16 protein-coding genes and 1 pseudogene are annotated in these 16,723 nt (G+C 73.9%); 3 read left to right on the forward strand and 14 right to left on the reverse strand.

The window, feature by feature from the left end; genetic code table 11:
• Positions 1–193: 193 nt before the first annotated feature.
• Positions 194–772 (forward strand): hypothetical protein, encoded by a 579-nt coding sequence (locus tag GR130_RS37420; protein ID WP_159508868.1) that lies wholly within the window; start codon positions 194–196, stop codon positions 770–772.
• The gene (locus GR130_RS37425) at positions 769–1,245 is read left to right on the forward strand and encodes a DUF2752 domain-containing protein (RefSeq protein WP_159508870.1); all 477 of its coding nucleotides are present in this window, start codon (positions 769–771) and stop codon (positions 1,243–1,245) included. Before GR130_RS37420 ends, GR130_RS37425 begins: the two co-directional genes overlap by 4 nt.
• Positions 1,246–1,263: 18 nt before the next feature.
• Here the strand turns inward: GR130_RS37425 and GR130_RS37430 are convergent, their stop codons facing one another.
• The 7 genes from GR130_RS37430 to bldG form a co-directional block, all read right to left on the reverse strand.
• Positions 1,264–1,668: a hypothetical protein gene (locus GR130_RS37430; RefSeq protein WP_159508872.1), complete on the reverse strand. Its 405-nt coding sequence runs from the start codon at positions 1,666–1,668 to the stop codon at positions 1,264–1,266.
• A 309-nt stretch (positions 1,669–1,977) separates the two neighbouring features.
• Complete coding sequence (locus GR130_RS37435) at positions 1,978–3,519, reverse strand: DUF7059 domain-containing protein (RefSeq protein WP_159508874.1); 1,542 nt, start codon at positions 3,517–3,519, stop codon at positions 1,978–1,980.
• Between the two features lie 105 nt (positions 3,520–3,624).
• Positions 3,625–4,209, reverse strand: coding sequence for a small secreted protein (locus GR130_RS37440; RefSeq protein ID WP_159508876.1), 585 nt, complete (start codon positions 4,207–4,209; stop codon positions 3,625–3,627).
• 216 nt (positions 4,210–4,425) lie between these two features.
• Entirely contained in the window at positions 4,426–6,834 is a 2,409-nt protein-coding gene (locus GR130_RS37445) for a sodium-translocating pyrophosphatase (protein WP_159508877.1), read from the reverse strand.
• 368 nt (positions 6,835–7,202) lie between these two features.
• The gene (locus GR130_RS37450) at positions 7,203–7,388 is read right to left on the reverse strand and encodes a hypothetical protein (protein WP_159508879.1); all 186 of its coding nucleotides are present in this window, start codon (positions 7,386–7,388) and stop codon (positions 7,203–7,205) included.
• A gap of 93 nt (positions 7,389–7,481) precedes the next feature.
• Positions 7,482–7,913: an ATP-binding protein gene (locus tag GR130_RS37455; RefSeq protein ID WP_159508881.1), complete on the reverse strand. Its 432-nt coding sequence runs from the start codon at positions 7,911–7,913 to the stop codon at positions 7,482–7,484.
• A gap of 111 nt (positions 7,914–8,024) precedes the next feature.
• On the reverse strand, positions 8,025–8,366 hold the full coding sequence (bldG, locus tag GR130_RS37460; RefSeq protein WP_004571875.1) for an anti-sigma factor antagonist BldG: 342 nt from the start codon (positions 8,364–8,366) through the stop codon (positions 8,025–8,027).
• Positions 8,367–8,527: 161 nt separating this feature from the next.
• Here bldG and GR130_RS37465 point away from each other — a divergent pair, with 161 nt between their 5' ends.
• The gene (locus tag GR130_RS37465; protein ID WP_201305111.1) at positions 8,528–10,942 is read left to right on the forward strand and encodes a DEAD/DEAH box helicase; all 2,415 of its coding nucleotides are present in this window, start codon (positions 8,528–8,530) and stop codon (positions 10,940–10,942) included.
• A gap of 117 nt (positions 10,943–11,059) precedes the next feature.
• Here GR130_RS37465 and GR130_RS37470 read toward each other — a convergent pair.
• The 7 genes and pseudogenes from GR130_RS37470 to ssd form a co-directional block, all read right to left on the reverse strand.
• Positions 11,060–11,380: pseudogene (locus tag GR130_RS37470) on the reverse strand (Rv3654c family TadE-like protein); the annotation flags it as partial.
• Complete coding sequence (locus GR130_RS37475; protein WP_159508883.1) at positions 11,358–11,774, reverse strand: TadE family type IV pilus minor pilin; 417 nt, start codon at positions 11,772–11,774, stop codon at positions 11,358–11,360. The pseudogene GR130_RS37470 and the gene GR130_RS37475, both read right to left, overlap by 23 nt.
• Positions 11,761–11,949: a DUF4244 domain-containing protein gene (locus GR130_RS37480; protein ID WP_159508885.1), complete on the reverse strand. Its 189-nt coding sequence runs from the start codon at positions 11,947–11,949 to the stop codon at positions 11,761–11,763. The genes GR130_RS37475 and GR130_RS37480 overlap by 14 nt, the downstream gene beginning before the upstream one ends.
• 77 nt (positions 11,950–12,026) lie before the next feature.
• The gene (locus GR130_RS40130; protein WP_236573840.1) at positions 12,027–12,884 is read right to left on the reverse strand and encodes a type II secretion system F family protein; all 858 of its coding nucleotides are present in this window, start codon (positions 12,882–12,884) and stop codon (positions 12,027–12,029) included.
• 14 nt (positions 12,885–12,898) lie between these two features.
• On the reverse strand, positions 12,899–13,828 hold the full coding sequence (locus GR130_RS37490; RefSeq protein ID WP_159510482.1) for a type II secretion system F family protein: 930 nt from the start codon (positions 13,826–13,828) through the stop codon (positions 12,899–12,901).
• Positions 13,825–14,982, reverse strand: coding sequence for a TadA family conjugal transfer-associated ATPase (locus GR130_RS37495; protein ID WP_159508886.1), 1,158 nt, complete (start codon positions 14,980–14,982; stop codon positions 13,825–13,827). The genes GR130_RS37490 and GR130_RS37495 overlap by 4 nt, the downstream gene beginning before the upstream one ends.
• Positions 14,983–15,175: 193 nt before the next feature.
• The gene (gene ssd / locus GR130_RS37500; RefSeq protein ID WP_159508888.1) at positions 15,176–16,351 is read right to left on the reverse strand and encodes a septum site-determining protein Ssd; all 1,176 of its coding nucleotides are present in this window, start codon (positions 16,349–16,351) and stop codon (positions 15,176–15,178) included.
• Positions 16,352–16,723 lie beyond the last annotated feature (372 nt).

Genomic DNA, 16,723 nt, shown 5'->3' on the forward strand with positions numbered 1-16,723 from the left:
GAGTAACCGCCCGGCGGGCGGCGCCGCGCCCGCCGGTGGCGCCCGCGGCGGGCCGCGACTGTCACAAGGTGACGGCGGATGCGGTCATCACCTTGGTACGTCAGGTGAGCGGACTGGCAGGATGGACGTGGCACGGCTCACGGCGTGAGCCGTGTACTGCCGTCATCACGCATCCTCGGGGGGAAGATCACCCATGGCGAACCAGTACCCCGGACCGCCACCGGAGCAGCCGCCCGGCCCGCCCGGACAGAACCCGCACGCCGCGCCGGAGCCCGGCCGGCCCGCCGACGCCGGTTACGGCTACCCGCAGGGCGGCCGCCCCGGAGAGCCCGGTTACGGCTACCCGCAGGCCGCTCCGCCGCCGCCCGCGCCCGGCTTCCCGCCGCCGCCCGCCGCCGGATTCACGGCCCAGCAGCCGCCCCCGGCCGGCGGCATGGCGATCTCGCTCGGCGACATCGCGGTCAGCGGCGACACGATCATGACGCCGGCCGGCCCGATGCCGCTGCGGGGCGCCGTCTGGACGGCCACCGACATGTCCCGCACGGAGGAGAAGATCCCCGCGCACGCGATCGTCCTCGCCATCGTCTTCTTCCTCTTCTGCCTTCTCGGCCTGCTCTTCCTCCTGATGAAGGAGCGCACCACGACCGGCTTCGTCCAGGTCACGGTGAACAGCGGAGGCCGCCACCACTCCACGATGATCCCGGTGCAGTCGCGCGAGCAGGTCATGTTCGTCATGAACCAGGTCAACTACGCCCGGTCGATGAGCGTGTGAGCCACCACGAGCCGCGGGGGGCCGCGGGAGCGGCGCCGCCGGGCGGGCCCGTCCCGCCGGACGCACCCGGCGACCCCGCGGCCGCTTCCGTCCGCCGGCGCACCGTCCGCCGGGCGTCGATCGCGCTCGGCATCGGTGCGCTGGGCGCCGGCTACCTCTGGAACACCAACCCGCACCACTCCGGGCAGCTGCTGCTCCCCTGCCCGTTCCGCTGGGCGACCGGGCTGCAGTGCCCGTTCTGCGGCGGCACGCGGATGGCGTACGACCTGATGCACGGCGACGTCGCGGGGGCCTTCCACGACAACGCCGTGCTGCTCGCGCTGGGCGTGCCGGCCGTCGCGTACGTCCTGGTGCGCTGGCTGGCCGCCGGGCTCCGTGGGCAGCGCCATCCGCTGCGGTTGACGGCCCGCGGCAACGCCGTGGTCCTCGGCATCGCCGCGGTGTGGATGGTCGCCCGCAACCTCATCGGCTGACCGCGGAGCCCGCCGCGGTCAGCGAACGGTGACCTTCACCACCGGCGAGACGGCGCTGCCGGCCGCGATACGCAGCTGGTTGACGCCCTTGATGCCGAGCTTCACGCGTATCGAGTAGCCGCCCTTGGCGTTGATCGGCGCCTGGGCCGGCAGCGACACCCACTTCTTGCCCTGCTTCTGCTGGACGGTGACCTTGGTGCCCGCCTTGACGCCCTTGGCGACACCGCTGATCCGGAACTGCTCCCACGCCTTGACCGTCGTCGCGCTGGCCTTGGCCGTCAGCGTCGCCGCCGCGGGCGCCGTGGCGACGACCGGTGCCGAGGTGTGGACGACCTGCGGAGCGGCCATGGCGACGGCCGAACCTCCGGCGAGCAGCGCGACGGTGGTCAGGGCGACTCCGGTGTAGCGAAGCGTACGGTTCATGTCGGATTCCTCACTGATGGGCCAATGAGCCTGTTGGTGACCTTCCTTCAGGAATACGGCGAACCTCGGGCGGAGGTTCCCGTTCCGCTCCGCAATCGGCCCACTTCGCCGGATTTGACCGAATCCGAACGACCGCCCCGGGCACCGCAGTTGCCCCGGCCGCACCACCATCCCGCGCAGTCGGCCCCGTCGCCAGGACACCCGCATCCGTACGGGCAGCCCGACGCCCTCGTAGGGCACCTCGTGCGGAGCCCGCGCGAACTCCCCCTGAACGGCGCCCCGTTCGCCGCGCGCGGCCCGCGGCCCGGCTCAGCTCACCGGCTCCAGGAACCCCTGCTCGATCAGCATCCGGATGGCGCTCGGCGTACGGTCCCGCAGCAGCACCGGGTCCTCACCGACGAGCTGGGCGATGGCGTCCAGGATCCGCCCGGCCGGCAGCGAGCCGTCGCACACCCCGGCGAAGCCCGCGCCGACCGTGTCCACCTTCGTCGCCCGCCGCATACCGCGGTTCTGACGGAGCACCACATGCTCCGGGTCCTCCGCGCCGGGCAGCCCGACCTGCTCCTGCACCACCTCGTCGGCCAGCCGGAAGTGCCCGGCCAGCAGCGCGGCGTCGTCCGTGGCCCGCAGATAGTCCTGCCGGTCGAAGTGCCGCAGCACCGCGTCCCCCAGCGGCTGTTCCACCGGATGCGGCCATTCCTCGACCGTGAGGGACGGGTCCTGGGCACCGGACTTGCGCAGCGTGATCCAGCCGAAGCCGACGGCCTTGGTCTTGCGCGCCTCGAATTCGTCGAGCCAGGCGTCGTACCGCGCGGCGTACGCGTCCTCGCCGGTGCGGTGGTCGCCGGCGTCCCGCAGCCACAGCTCGGCGTACTGGGTGATGTCCTGCACCTCGCGCTGCACGATCCAGGCGTCGCATCCCCGGGGCACCCAGGAGCGCAGGCGGTCCTGCCACTCCTCGCCCGCCACGTGCTCCCAGTTGGCCAGCAGCTGGCAGTACCCGCCGTCGTTGAGATGCGCGGCGGCCTGCTGGACGAGGGTGCGGCACAGGTCGTCGCCGCCCATACCGCCGTCCCGGTAGGTGAGCCGGGCCCCCTCGGGACGGACCGGGGAGATCACGAACGGCGGGTTGGACACGATCAGGTCGAAGGTCTCCTCGCCGACGGGCTCGAAGAGCGACCCCTCCCGCAGGTCGGCCGGCCGCGCCCCGGAGAGCGCCAGTGTCAGCGCGGCGATCCGCAGCGCCCGGGGGTTGAGGTCGGTGGCGGTGACCCGCGTGGCGTGCTGGGCGGCGTGCAGCGCCTGGATGCCGGAGCCCGTACCGAGGTCGAGCGCCTTGGCGACGGGGCGGCGCGCGGTGATCCCGGCGAGGGTCGTGGACGCACCGCCGACGCCGAGCACCAGCTGGGCGCGGTCGCCCTCCCCGGCGCCCCGGATGCCGCCGGCGCCGCCGACCGCGCAGCCCAGGTCGGAGACGATCCACCAGTCCTGCCCCTCGGGACCGCCGTACGGCCGCACGTCCACCGTGGCGCGCAGCCGGTCGCCGTCCCGCACCAGCCAGCCGTCGGCGAGGCAGTCGGCCACCGGCAGCGCCGCCCGGACCCGCGCCTCGGGCACCGGACGCTGCAACAGGAACAGCCGCACCAGGGTCTCCAGCGGGCCGTCGCCGCGGGTCGCCCGCAGAGCGGGGACGGTCTCGCTACGGGCCAGCGCGGCATACGCGGGCGCGCCGAGCAGGTCCAGCAGCCCGTCGGCGGTGAAGGCGGCGGCCAGCAGCGCCTCGCGCAGCCGGCTCGTACGGGCGCTGCTGTCGGGGTCCTGGTCATCTGCGGTGGGGAGGTGCGTCGTCACCCGTCCATTGTCGGTGCTGCCACCGACAATCGGCGACGGCCCGGCGCCACGCCCCTCTCGGGCGCGTCGCCGGGCCGCCGCTCGAACCCGCTCAGGAATCCCGCACTACGCGCTCTTGGACGGCGCGGCGGACGGCGAACCGGACGCGCCCTGGTTCTGGCAGCCCTTCTGCTTGGCCATCGCCTTGCCCACGTCGCCGGCCTCCAGCTTCTTGAACGCCTGCTCGCTCTGCGCGTTGAGCTTGTTGATCCCGTCGGAGAGGTTGCGCAGCCCGTCCGCGAACTTCAGCTTGTCCGAGGTGTCCAGGCCGTCGACCTGCTTCTTGAGGGCGGCGTATCCCGTGGAGAGGGAGTTGAGTTCCTTGACCGCGTTCTTCTGCGCGTCGGCACCGCCGTCGCTCGGCGGCGCCCCCGCCTTGTCGAGGGACGCGGCCAACGCGGCGTAGGCCTGCGAGATCTGCCCGAACGCCTTCGAGTCGGTCTGCTGGACCTTCGTGGAGTCGGTGTTGCCGGTGTCGGCCGTCTGCATGGCCGCGTTGGCGTCCTGGATCTGCTTGAACGGAGCCTGCGCGGGGTCGCAGAACGACTTCGCCCAGTCGTCGAGCTTCTTGCTGTTGTCGCTGCTGCAACCGGTCAGCGCGAGCAGGAGTGCGGCACCGCCGGACAGTGCAGCCACAAGCTTCTTGTTCACCGGATTGGTCCCTTCCATGGCTCTCGGCCCCGGAACATACACGGCCAAACGGCCTGGTCGAGGGGACGGGCATCTCCTCCGGCCCGCATTGCAGCCATTTGCACCAAGGACGGCGGGGCCGGCCGGGCGCACCGCGGGCGGGTGTCCGGCGCGCACAAAAAGCGCCGTCCACCCGCCCGTTGAGCGGTCGTCAGGCCGTTTCGCCGGCCGCTCCTCTCAGGACGCCACAGCCGTTTCGGCTGACTTCGCGACGCCTCCGGAGTCCTTCGGGTTGTTGTCTTCATCACCTACGGCGATACCGCGCCGCTTGGAGATGTAGACCGCGCCGACGATGACCGTGAGGGCCAGCGCGGCGGCCGCGACCCGGATGCCGAGGCTCTTGTCGTGACCGTACGAGAACTTCACCACGGCCGGCGCGATCAGCAGCGCGACCAGGTTCATGACCTTCAGCAGCGGGTTGATCGCGGGGCCCGCGGTGTCCTTGAACGGGTCGCCGACGGTGTCCCCGATGACCGTCGCGGCATGCGCCTCGCTTCCCTTGCCGCCGTGGTGGCCGTCCTCGACCAGCTTCTTGGCGTTGTCCCACGCGCCACCGGAGTTGGCGAGGAACACCGCCATCAGCGTGCCGGTGCCGATCGCGCCCGCCAGGAACGAGCCGAGCGCCCCGACGCCGAGCGAGAAGCCGACCGCGATGGGCGTCAGCACCGCCAGCAGCCCTGGCGTGGCCAGTTCGCGCAACGCGTCCTTGGTGCAGATGTCGACGACCCGCCCGTACTCGGGCTTCTCGGTGTAGTCCATGATCCCGGGGTGCTCGCGGAACTGCCGGCGCACCTCGAAGACCACCGCCCCCGCGGACCGCGACACCGCGTTGATCGCCAGCCCGGAGAACAGGAAGACGACCGAGGCCCCCAGGATCAGCCCCACCAGGTTGTTGGGCTGCGAGATGTCCAGGCTCAGCCCCATCCCGCCGGCCGCATGGCCGATGTCCCGTACGGCGTTGGCGATCGCGTCCCGGTACGAGCCGAACAGCGCGGAGGCCGCCAGCACCGCCGTCGCGATGGCGATCCCCTTGGTGATGGCCTTGGTGGTGTTGCCCACCGCGTCCAGGTCGGTCAGCACCTGCGCGCCGTCCCCGGTGACGTCGCCGGACATCTCGGCGATGCCCTGCGCGTTGTCGGAGACCGGGCCGAAGGTGTCCATCGCGACGATCACGCCGACGGTCGTCAGCAGACCGGTCCCGGCCAGCGCCACCGCGAACAGCGCCAGCGTGATCGAGGCGCCGCCCAGCAGGAACGCCCCGTAGACCGCCAGCCCGATCAGCACCGCCGAGTAGACCGCCGACTCCAGGCCGATCGAGATACCGGAGAGTACGACGGTGGCCGGGCCGGTCAGCGAGGTCTTCCCGATGTCCTGGACGGGCCGCCGGTTGGTCTCGGTGAAGTAGCCGGTCAGCTGCTGGATCAGCGCGGCCAGCACGATCCCGATGGCGACCGCGACCACCGCGAGCATCCGCGGATCGCCACTGCGGCCCAGGATCTCCGGGTCGCTGACGCCGCCGAGGTCCTTGTAGCTGGACGGCAGGTACGTGAACACCGCGGCGGCCACCAGGGCCAGCGAGATGCCCGCGGAGATGAAGAAGCCGCGGTTGATGGCCGTCATACCGCTGCGGTCCCGGCGCCGGGGCGCCACGACGAAGATCCCGACCATCGCGGTCAGCACACCGATGGCGGGCACCAGCAGCGGGAACGCGAGCCCGGCGTCGCCGAAGGCCGCGGTGCCCAGGATGAGCGCGGCGACCAGGGTCACGGCGTACGACTCGAAGAGGTCGGCGGCCATACCGGCGCAGTCGCCGACATTGTCGCCGACGTTGTCCGCGATGGTGGCGGCGTTGCGCGGGTCGTCCTCGGGGATGCCCTGCTCGACCTTGCCGACGAGGTCGGCGCCGACGTCCGCCGCCTTGGTGAAGATGCCGCCGCCGACCCTCATGAACATCGCGATCAGCGCGGCACCGAGGCCGAAGCCCTCCAGCACCTTGGGCGCGTCCACCGCGTACACGAGCACCACGCAGGACGCGCCGAGCAGGCCGAGTCCCACGGTGAACATGCCGACGACGCCGCCCGTACGGAAAGCGATCTTCATCGCCTTGTGGGAGACGGCCGTAAGATCCTTTTCCCGGGAATCGCCGTCGTCCGGAGTCGCCTCCCTGGCCGCAGCCGCCACACGCACATTACTGCGCACCGCGAGCCACATGCCGATATAGCCGGTGGCCGCCGAGAATCCGGCACCGATCAGGAAGAAGGCGCTGCGTCCGGCGCGCTGCGTCCAATTGTCCGCAGGCAGCAACATGAGCAGGAAGAACACCACGACGGCGAATACGCCAAGGGTCCGCAACTGCCGGGCCAGGTAGGCGTTTGCGCCTTCCTGGACGGCCGCCGCGATCTTCTTCATGCTGTCGGTTCCCTCGCCGGCCGCGAGCACTTGGCGGACCAGCACCGCGGCGACGGCCAGCGCGGCAAGGGCGACGACGGCGATCACCAGGACGATGTCGCGATTGCCCGACGTGAGCGACGGTGCGGCCAGAGATGAGGGGAAGTCCAGCAACTGAGGGGTGTGAGGCCCCGCCATTCGTCCTCCTTGACGTTATGGCACATGGGCGCGCGGAAGCACGCTCAGGCGTCCTGAGCAAGATGTGGACGGATTGTAGGGAGCCCCGGTTGATCAAAACAGGGCGCCTCAAAGGGAATTCGCCTGCTCCGGGGAAGATCAAAAGGCTGGCGGTTCGCCGAATTCGCCCGCACGGGGGAAACCGGCGAATTCGCTGACCCCTGAGCGATGATCTCACTTTCCTACCGATTGCCGCTGCTCAACGACACTGCACTGCCAGGAGAGTTGACTGTGGCCGCCGTGAAACCGGAGGAAATCGAGCCGTCGCACGCCGCCGTACGGCCGGCACGCGGCCCGTGCGCCACCCGTCACAACACGGTGATGAGCCGTCAGATCACGTCCGGATCGCACCGCTCCCGGCCGACCCGGGGCTCCCCGACGGCCGACCGCGGCTCACGGGACAGGAAGCGCTGAGGCGCCCGGCCGAGGGCGTGCAGGATCAGCGGCGCCACGCTCTCGGGAACCGGCACGAGCACGATCAGGGCCGACCCGAGCGGGTTCCCGGAGTCGTCCACGCGGCGACGCGTGCCGCACCGGCCGCGCGGCGGAGGGCCGGCTGGTCCCCACCGTCGTCCGCCCGGCGCTCCCCGGGCTGCGCACGGCCCGCCCTACGGCAGGACCGGAGCCGGGTTCGCGGGCCAGCTCATACGGATCAGCCCGCCGCCCTCGCCGGAGGTCACCTCGACGTCGTCGACCAGCCCGCTGATGACCGCGAGGCCCATCTCGTCCTCGCCCTCGGCGTCGGCTTCCGCGGCGCCCTCGGCCTCCGCGCCGCCCGCCCCGCCGGGTCCGGACACCCCGTCGCCCACCTCGATCGAGAACTTCTTCTCGTCCTCGATCAGCACGACCCGCACGGGATCCTCGATGCCATGGCTTTCGTGCAGCCCGACGGCCCGGCTGCACGCCTCGCCCACGGCGAGCCGCACCTCGTCCAGCACGGCCTCGTCCACCCCCGCCCGCCGTGCCACGGCAGCCGCGACCAGACGCGCGGTCCGGACGTGCTCGGGAAGGGCGCTGAAGCGAAGTTCGACGGTGGCCATGCCATCCCCCTAGTGATGCGGGCGTGCGACGCAGGGGGCCGGACTGGTGCGCCCGGAACCCCCCACACTCCTTCCACCCCCGCGCCATGGGCGCGGGGGACCGGCGAACCGTCAGTCAGTGGCTGCGACGGCTTCGTCGACCGAGGTGTGAATCGGAAACACCTTGGTCAGACCGGTGATACGGAAGATCTTGAGAATGCGCTCCTGATTGCAGACCAGGCGCAGCGAACCCTCATGGGCACGCACCCGCTTCAGCCCACCCACCAGGACGCCGAGCCCTGTGGAGTCGAGGAAGTCGACACGTTCCATGTCCACCACGAGGTGGTAGCTTCCGTCGTTCACAAGCTCGACCAGCTGCTCCCGCAGCTTGGGCGCGGTGTATACATCAATCTCGCCACCGACCTCGACGACCGTACGGTCGCCAACGGTCCGGGTCGACAGGGACAGGTCCACGGATCCTCCAGCACCTTGCTATCGAGCGGTCGCCCCCCTGGGGCCTCCCCACCGAAGGTAGGGGCGGATCGGCAGCCGCGATGGCATTCAATCACTTACCAGCAGGCGTGCACGACGCCTTGTGAGCATTGTCCGTCACTCCGGTGACACACTCGGTGCCAATGGCCTCCAATCGACTCCCGCCGGATCCGGGCGCGCGCACTTCCCCAGGCATGATTCTCGACCGTCTCGCCCGGGGCGCGACCCGCGCTGCGCGCATCACTCATACGGAGCACTTGCCCCCGCGCATCGGCAGCCATGCCGACTGGCCGGCACAGATCCGGCCGGAAGTGATCGACGCCATCCGTTCGGCCGGAATCGATCGCCCCTGGGCCCACCAGGCACGGACGTCCGAACACGCACTCCGCGGCGAATCCGTCGTGGTCGCCACCGGCACCGCCTCCGGCAAGTCCCTGGCATACCTCGCGCCGGTCCTCTCCACGCTCCTGGACGGCTCCGAGGCTCAGAGTCAAAAACAGCAGCGCGAAGCGCTTCCACGGGGTGGTGGCGGGCGACGGGTGGGCGGCAGGGGGACCACGGCTCTGTACCTGGCGCCCACCAAGGCCCTCGCGGCCGACCAGCGGCGCGCCGTACGCGAGCTGGCCGCCCCGCTCGGCACCGCCGTCCGGCCCGCGGTCTACGACGGTGACACCCCGGTCGAGGAACGCGAGTGGGTCCGCCAGTACGCCAACTACGTCCTGACCAACCCGGACATGCTGCACAGCGGCATCCTCCCGGCCCACCCCCGCTGGTCCTCCTTCCTGCGCGCGCTGCGCTACGTCGTCATCGACGAATGCCACACCTACCGCGGCGTCTTCGGCTCCCACGTCGCCCAGGTCGTCCGCCGGCTGCGCCGGATCTGCGCCCGCTACGGCTCCGAGCCGGTCTTCCTGCTGGCCTCCGCCACCGCCGCGGAACCGGCGCGGGCCGCCTCCCGGCTCACCGGTCTGCCCGTGGCGGAAATCACGCAGGACACCTCGCCGCGCGGCGAGTTGGTCTTCGCGCTCTGGGAGCCGCCACTGACCGAACTGCACGGCGAGCAGGGCGCACCGGTCCGCCGCACCGCCACCGCCGAGACCGCCGATCTGCTCACCGACCTCACCGTCCAGGGCGTGCGCACCGTCGCGTTCGTACGCTCCCGGCGCGGCGCCGAGCTGATCGCCCTCATCGCGCAGGAGCGGCTCGCGGAGGTGGACCGCTCGCTGCCCGCGCGGGTCGCCGCCTACCGGGGCGGCTATCTGCCCGAGGAGCGCCGGGCCCTCGAACGGGCCCTGCACAGCGGCGAACTCCTCGGCCTGGCCGCCACCACCGCGCTCGAACTGGGCGTGGACGTCTCCGGCCTGGACGCCGTGGTCATCGCGGGCTATCCGGGCACCCGGGCGTCGCTGTGGCAGCAGGCCGGCCGGGCGGGCCGCTCCGGGCAGGGCGCGCTGGCCGTCCTGGTGGCCCGCGACGACCCCCTCGACACCTATCTCGTCCACCACCCCGAGGCGCTCTTCGACCAGCCCGTCGAATCGACGGTGCTGGACCCCGACAACCCGTACGTCCTCGCCCCGCACCTCTGCGCCGCCGCCTCCGAACTCCCGCTCACCGAGGCCGACTTCCCGCTCTTCGGACCGGAGACCGCCGGGCTGCTGCCGCAGCTGGAGGCGGCGAGCCTGCTGCGCCGGCGCACCGCGGCCTGGCACTGGACGCGCCGCGAGCGGGCCGCCGACCTCACCGACATCCGCGGCCAGGGCGGCTCGCCCGTCCAGGTCGTCGAGGCCGGCACCGGGCGGCTGCTGGGCACCGTCGACGCCGCCGCCGCGCACACCACCGTCCACGACGGCGCGGTCCACCTCCACCAGGGCCGCAGCTATCTCGTCCGGCACCTCGACCTGGAGGACGACGTCGCCCTCGTCGAGCAGGCCGACCCGCCCTATTCCACGACCGCCCGGGACACCACCGCGATCTCCGTCCTGGAGACCGACACGGAGGTCCCCTGGGGCGACGCCCGGCTGTGCTTCGGCTCCGTCGAGGTCACCAATCAGGTCGTCTCCTTCCTGCGCCGCAAACTGATCACCGGGGAGGTCCTCGGCGAGACCAAGCTCGACCTGCCGCCCCGTACGCTGCGCACCCGCGCGGTGTGGTGGACGGTCACCGAGGACCAGCTCGACGCCGCCCGGGTCAATCCCGAGCAGCTGGGCGGCGCCCTGCACGCCGCCGAGCACGCCTCCATCGGCATGCTGCCCCTCTTCGCCACCTGCGACCGCTGGGACATCGGCGGCGTCTCCGTGCCCCTCCACCCGGACACCCTGCTGCCGACGGTCTTCGTCTACGACGGCCACCCCGGCGGCGCCGGCTTCGCCGAGCGCGCCTTCCACACGGCCGCCGACTGGCTCACCGCCACCCGCAGCGCCATCGCCGCCTGCGAATGCGAGGCCGGCTGCCCGTCCTGCATCCAGTCCCCCAAGTGCGGCAACGGCAACGACCCGCTCCACAAACGGGGCGCCGTCCGGCTCCTGGGGGAACTGCTGCGGGGCGCGCCGAAGGCGTAAGGCCGGTCCGGCGGGTGCGCGCGGCACGGGGCGGGCCCGGCCGCTCGGCGTACGGAATCCCGCCTGCGGGCCCCGGACGCCCGCGGCCGCCGCCACGTCCCCGGCAGGGCCGGCCCGCGCCCGCACCCGTGAGGTGAGCGGGTGGCTGCCGGCCTCGGCCGTGACATCGGCGATCAGCGCGGCCATCGAGCACCGCACCAGGCGGGTGTGCTGCCCGGCCGCCACCCGGCGGGCCGCCGTACAGGCCGCCTCCGGGCCCCACGGTGCCCGGTCGGCGGCGGCCAGCGCCGCCAGATCCGCGGCGGCACCCGCCCGGTGCCGGGCCGTGACGGCCTGGCCGACGGCCATCAGCGCCGCGAAGACCGCGCAGAGCGCCGCCGCCGCGAAGACCGTCCACACCGTCGCGGACCCCTCGTCACCGCACCGTGTCCTCCGCAAGGGCCACCGCCTCCCCGCCGACCCGCACCGTCATCCGGCCCACTCCCGGCAGGCCGGCCTCGACCCGTACGCGCACCAGGTCGCCCTCCCGCGCCACCGCGATCCGCGCACCCTTGGGAGCCGCGCCGCGCGCCGCCGCAAGGACCCGCGCCGGCGGCTCCGACCGCGCCGCCGCCCGCGCCCCGGCCCGGGCGGCGTCCACACAGGCGATACGGGCACAGGCCGCCATCAGTCCCCAGATCAGCGCCGCCGCGACCGCCACCAGCACCGGCAGTACCACGGCCGCCTCCGCCGTCACGAACCCGGCATCCGGCACCGTCCGCCCGCCGGCTCGGCCCGGGCCCGCACGGGGACCGCGGGCCGGCCCACAACTCCGGCTCTCAGAACGGCGCATCGAGCGCCCTCTGGACCACCGACCGCAGCATCGACATCACCTGACCGCTCGTCAGGATCTTGTAGAGCACCGCCGCGAACGCACACGCCGCGAGCGTCCCCACGGCGTACTCCGCGGTGCTCATCCCGCGATCCCGCCCGGCCGCGCGCACCCGCGCCCACCACCGTCGAAACATCTCAACCTCCTTGAAACAGCCTGAACTTGAACTCGTTTCCCCTTGCCGGACGCGGGCCCCTGACACTCCCGCGCCGTTCAGTCGCGCCCCAGCAGCCCGCCCGCCAGCCCGATCAGCACCGGCGCCACACCGAGCACCAGGAACGCCGGCAGAAAGCACCCCGACAGCGGGAGGGTGACCAGCACCCCCGCCCGCCGGGCCCGTGCGGTCGCCGCCCTGCCCCGCTCGGCGCGGAGCCCGGCCGCGACACGGGACGCCGACTCGACGGCCGGGGCCCCGGATATCCCGGCGCGCGCCATGCACCGCGCCAGTCCCGCGGCTCCGGGGAGGGCGGCCAGTCGGGGCCATACGGCGGCCGGTTCACCGCCCAGGCGCAGTTCCGCCGCGATCTGGCGCAGCCGCTCCGCCACGGTCCCCTCCAGCGACCGGCCCACCGCCTCGGCCGCCCCCCGCGGCCCGGCCCCGGCCGCCAGACAGGCCGCCAGCAGATCGCCGGCCGTGGCCAGTTCGGCGCCGACCACGGCCGCCGCCGTCCGGCCGGCCGCCGCGGCGCGCTGCCGGACCAGCCAGCGATACGCTCCCCACCCGACGACGAGTCCCGCCACGAGACCGGCCACCCCGCCCAGGAGGACGGCCACGAGGCCGGCCGCCCCCAGGGGCCCGCCCCACTCCCTCAGCCGACCGTCCCACCGACCTCCCTGCCGCGCCGCCGCCCTTCCTCTCCCCCGACCGCGGACGGCTGCCCACCGCCCACGGACACCGGCCGCCCTGCCGTACCGGCCGCCGCCCACCGCGTCCAGCACGGCCGGCACCCGCCGCCGTACGGCGCGCCCGCGCTGCGCCGCCCGCACCAGCGGCACCGACCGCGCCACGGCCGTCACGGCAATGGCGGCCGCCGCCACCGTCCCCACCCTGTGGACAACTTCCAGGCTCACCGCACCCACCCCGCTCACTCCTCCACCTCCGCCGCATCCGCGACGATCCGGGCCGTCCAGGCCACCCCGCCCCACTCCAGAAGCCCGCCGGTCACCAGACACCCCCAGCCGGCCGGGGTGTGCAGCAGCACCCCGAGCGGATCGGCGCCGAGGGCGCCGCCCATAAGGAGCCCGCCCGCCGGCAGCAGCGCGAGCATCAGCGCCGTGGCCCGCGGCCCCGCCAACTGGGCGCGCAACTCCTCGCGTTGGTCCCGCCGCGCACCCAGCCCGGCCGCGATCCGCTCCAGTCCGCCGGCCAGTCCGGCGCCGCCCTCCACGGCCACCTGCCAGCACGCCGCCATACCGGTCAGCCCCTCGGCGCCCGGCAGCCGCGCCGCCGCACGCAGCGCCGCGGGAACGTCACCCCCGTACCGCGCCGCCGCCCGCACCACCGCCCCCGCCTCTCCCAGCTCCGGCTCCTCCGCCCCCGCCACGACCAGGGCCCGGTCCGGCTGCCGCCCGGCCCTCAACTCCCCCGCCACCGCCGTGCACAGCGCGATCACCGCCGCCGCCCGCCGGTCGGCCCGCCGCCGTCTCCCCCGCGCGGCCAGCCACCGCCGTACGACGACCACACCCGCCACCGACGCCACCAGCGGCAGCGCCGACCGCCCCAGCAGCCCCAGCCCGATCCCCGCCGGCAGGCACCAGAGCTCCGCCCCGACCACGACCCGGCGACCGAGCCGCCACCTCCGTCCCGCCGCCCCGTCGACCACCCGCCCCGCCCACCATGCGCGCCATCGGGCCGGCCACCGCACCGCCGCCGGGTCGGACATCACCGCTCCACCTCCGAGCACCGCAGCCGCCCGTCTCCGCAGCGCCGCGTCCCGCCGGCAGCCGGCGGCCACCCGGGCCGCGGCCCCGGCACACAGCACGGTGGCCACCGCCGGCACCACCCCTGCCCTCAGCACCGCTCGCCACCCCTCTCGCACAGCCGCGTCAACCGCCCCCAGCCGCGCGCCTCCTGGAACCCGTCCGGACTCCAGACCGCGGCCGGTACGGTCACCACGAAGCCGTCGCGGTCCCGCTCCAGGACATGCACCTCGGCGATCCGCCGCCGCCCGGCCCGGTCCCGTACGAGATGCAGCACGACCGACAGCGCGGCCGCCAACTGGCTGTGCAGCGCCGCCCGGTCCAGCCCGGCGGTCGACCCCAGCGCCTCCAGCCGGGCCGGGACGTCGCACGCGGCGTTGGCGTGAACCGTCCCGCACCCGCCCTCGTGTCCCGTATTGAGCGCCGCCAGCAGATCGGTCACCTCGGGGCCGCGCACCTCGCCGACCACCAGCCGGTCCGGGCGCATCCGCAGCGCCTGCCGCACGAGATCCCGCAGGGTTACCCGGCCGACGCCCTCCTGATTGGCGGGCCGGGTCTCCAGCCGCACCACATGGGGATGGTCCGGCCGCAGCTCCGCCGAGTCCTCGGCCAGCACGATCCGCTCGGCCGGGCCGACCAGCCCGAGCAGCGTGCTGAGCAGGGTGGTCTTGCCGGAGCCCGTACCCCCGCTGACCAGGAACGACAGCCGGGCCGCCAGCAGCGCCCCCAGCAGCCGCTCGCCGCCGGGAGGAACCGTCCCGGCCGCCACCAACTCCGGCAGGGCGAAGGCCCGGGGCCGCAGCACCCGCAGGGACAGGCACGTCCCGGCGACCGCCACCGGGGGCAGCACGGCGTGCAGCCGGGTGCCGTCCGGGAGCCGGGCATCCACCCACGGCCGGGCGTCGTCCAGCCGCCGCCCGGCGACCGCCGCCAGCCGCTGGGCCAGTCGGCGCACCTCGGCCGCGTCCCGGAACCGGACGTCCGTACGCTCCAGTCCGCCGCCCCGGTCCACCCACACCGCGTCCGGCGCGGTCACCAGCACATCCGTCACATCGGGCGCGGCCAGCAGCGGCTCCAGCGGCCCGCTGCCCACCATCTCCGACCGCAACGCGCCCACCACGCCCAGCACTTCGGCGTCCCCGAGGAGCCGCCCCGCCTCGCGCAGCGCCACCGCCACCCGGGCCGGCGTCGCCTCCGCCCCGGCCTCGGCGAGCCGCCTGCGCACCACCTCCAGCAGTTCCTGGCTCATACGAGGACACCGCCCCCGCCGGCGGCCCCGAGCCATCCGGCGCCCGACGCACCACCGGCGCCCCGGCCCCTACGGGACCACCACCCCGCACCGCACCGGAGCCCGTCCCGCCACCAGCCCCCGAACCGGCATCCGACCGCGGCACCACCGGCACCCGCCGGCCGCCACCACACCGCACCGCGCACCCGCCGCCTCATACCGGCACACCCCCCTGCTCTCCGCCGGGCCCCGCGTCCCCCATGGCCGCCGTCCCCGTGTCCCCGACGCCGCCGCCCCGCACCCGCCCCCAGAACCCCGCGCAGAACCGCGCCAGCGGCCCCCGCGCGTCCGCCCCCGGCACCACACCACGCGCCAGGTCCCCCACCACCCCGTCCTCCCAAGGCAGTTCACCCGCCAGCGGCAGCCTCATCAGCCGCGCGACCTCCGCCGCCGGCAACCCGCCGCCGTACTGGAGCCCGGGAGCCCCGCAGGCCACCACCCGCACATCGCGGAGCACCATCCGCACCCCGTCGGCCACCCGCCGCGCCGCAGCCACCGCGCGCAGCTCCGCGGGAACCAGCAGCAGCCCCAGGTCCACCTGGGCCAGCGCCTCCGCCGCCGTCTCGTCGACCCGGCGCGGCAGGTCCACGACCACCGCCCCGCCCCGCCGCCGCGCGGCGGCCAGCACCGCGCGCATCGCCGCGGGCGGGATGGCGACCTCGGCGCCCCGGTCCCAGCTGAGAACCCGCAGGGAGTGCATCCGCGGCAGCGACTCGGCCAGCGCGCCGCCCGCCACCCGGCCACGCGATTCGGCGAACGCGGGCCACCGCAGCCCCTTCTCCTTCTCGCCACCCAGCAGGACGTCGATCCCGCCGCCCAGCGGATCGCCGTCCACGAGCAGGGTCCGCTCCCCCGTACGGGCGGCCGTGACCGCCAGCGCACCGGCCAGCGTGCTCGCCCCGGCGCCGCCGCGCCCTCCGATGACGCCGACCGTCAGGGCGGGCGGCCCCACCCCCTCGACCGCGTCGGCGATCCGGTCCACCAGCCAGCGCTCGCCCTCGGGGAGCGCCAGCACCCGCTCCGCCCCGATGGCCACGGCCTGGCGCAGCAGCGCGGTGTCGTCCGCGTCCCGGCCTACGAGGATGACGCCCGCGCGGCGCCCGACGCCGGATAACCGGGCGGCGCAGTCCGCGCCGACGATCACCAGCGGCGCGCATTCCCCGCCCGCTTTACCGACCGGAAGGCCGGGCCCCACTTCGGGCAGCGCACCGGCCGCCGCGCACAGCCGCAGGAGGTCGTCGAGGAGCTGTTCGTCCTCGGTGATCAGCAGCGGCCCGTCCCGCTCTTCACCGCTTCGCACCGGCTGGTCGGAAGTAGATGATCCGGACACGTTCTGTCCCCCTATCGCTACACAACTCACACCTCCGCGAACTCCGCGGGCTTTTACGGTGCAGCGATCGGGAAATCTCCGTGGATCTTGACCCAAAACTGTGGACAACTCCGCGGTTGTGAATATCCCCGTCACCTATTCCAGCGACGGACGGAGCCTTCTGGGGCGCGAGAGCAGCCTCCGCTGAGCAGTCTGACGACTACAGTGGGTGATGGCGTATGCATGACAAGCTGTGCCGGGGGGCTGTGCCCGTACAGGCGGTGGTTCGGGGGCTCACGGCGCAAAATGCGTCCGGACATGCGACGACCCCCGCCGGGGGGGAGAGCGGGGGTCGTCCCCACGGCCGACTCGGGGGGGGAGGAGCCGGACCGG

The sequence above is a fragment of the Streptomyces sp. GS7 genome (genome assembly GCF_009834125.1).
Classification (GTDB): domain Bacteria; phylum Actinomycetota; class Actinomycetes; order Streptomycetales; family Streptomycetaceae; genus Streptomyces.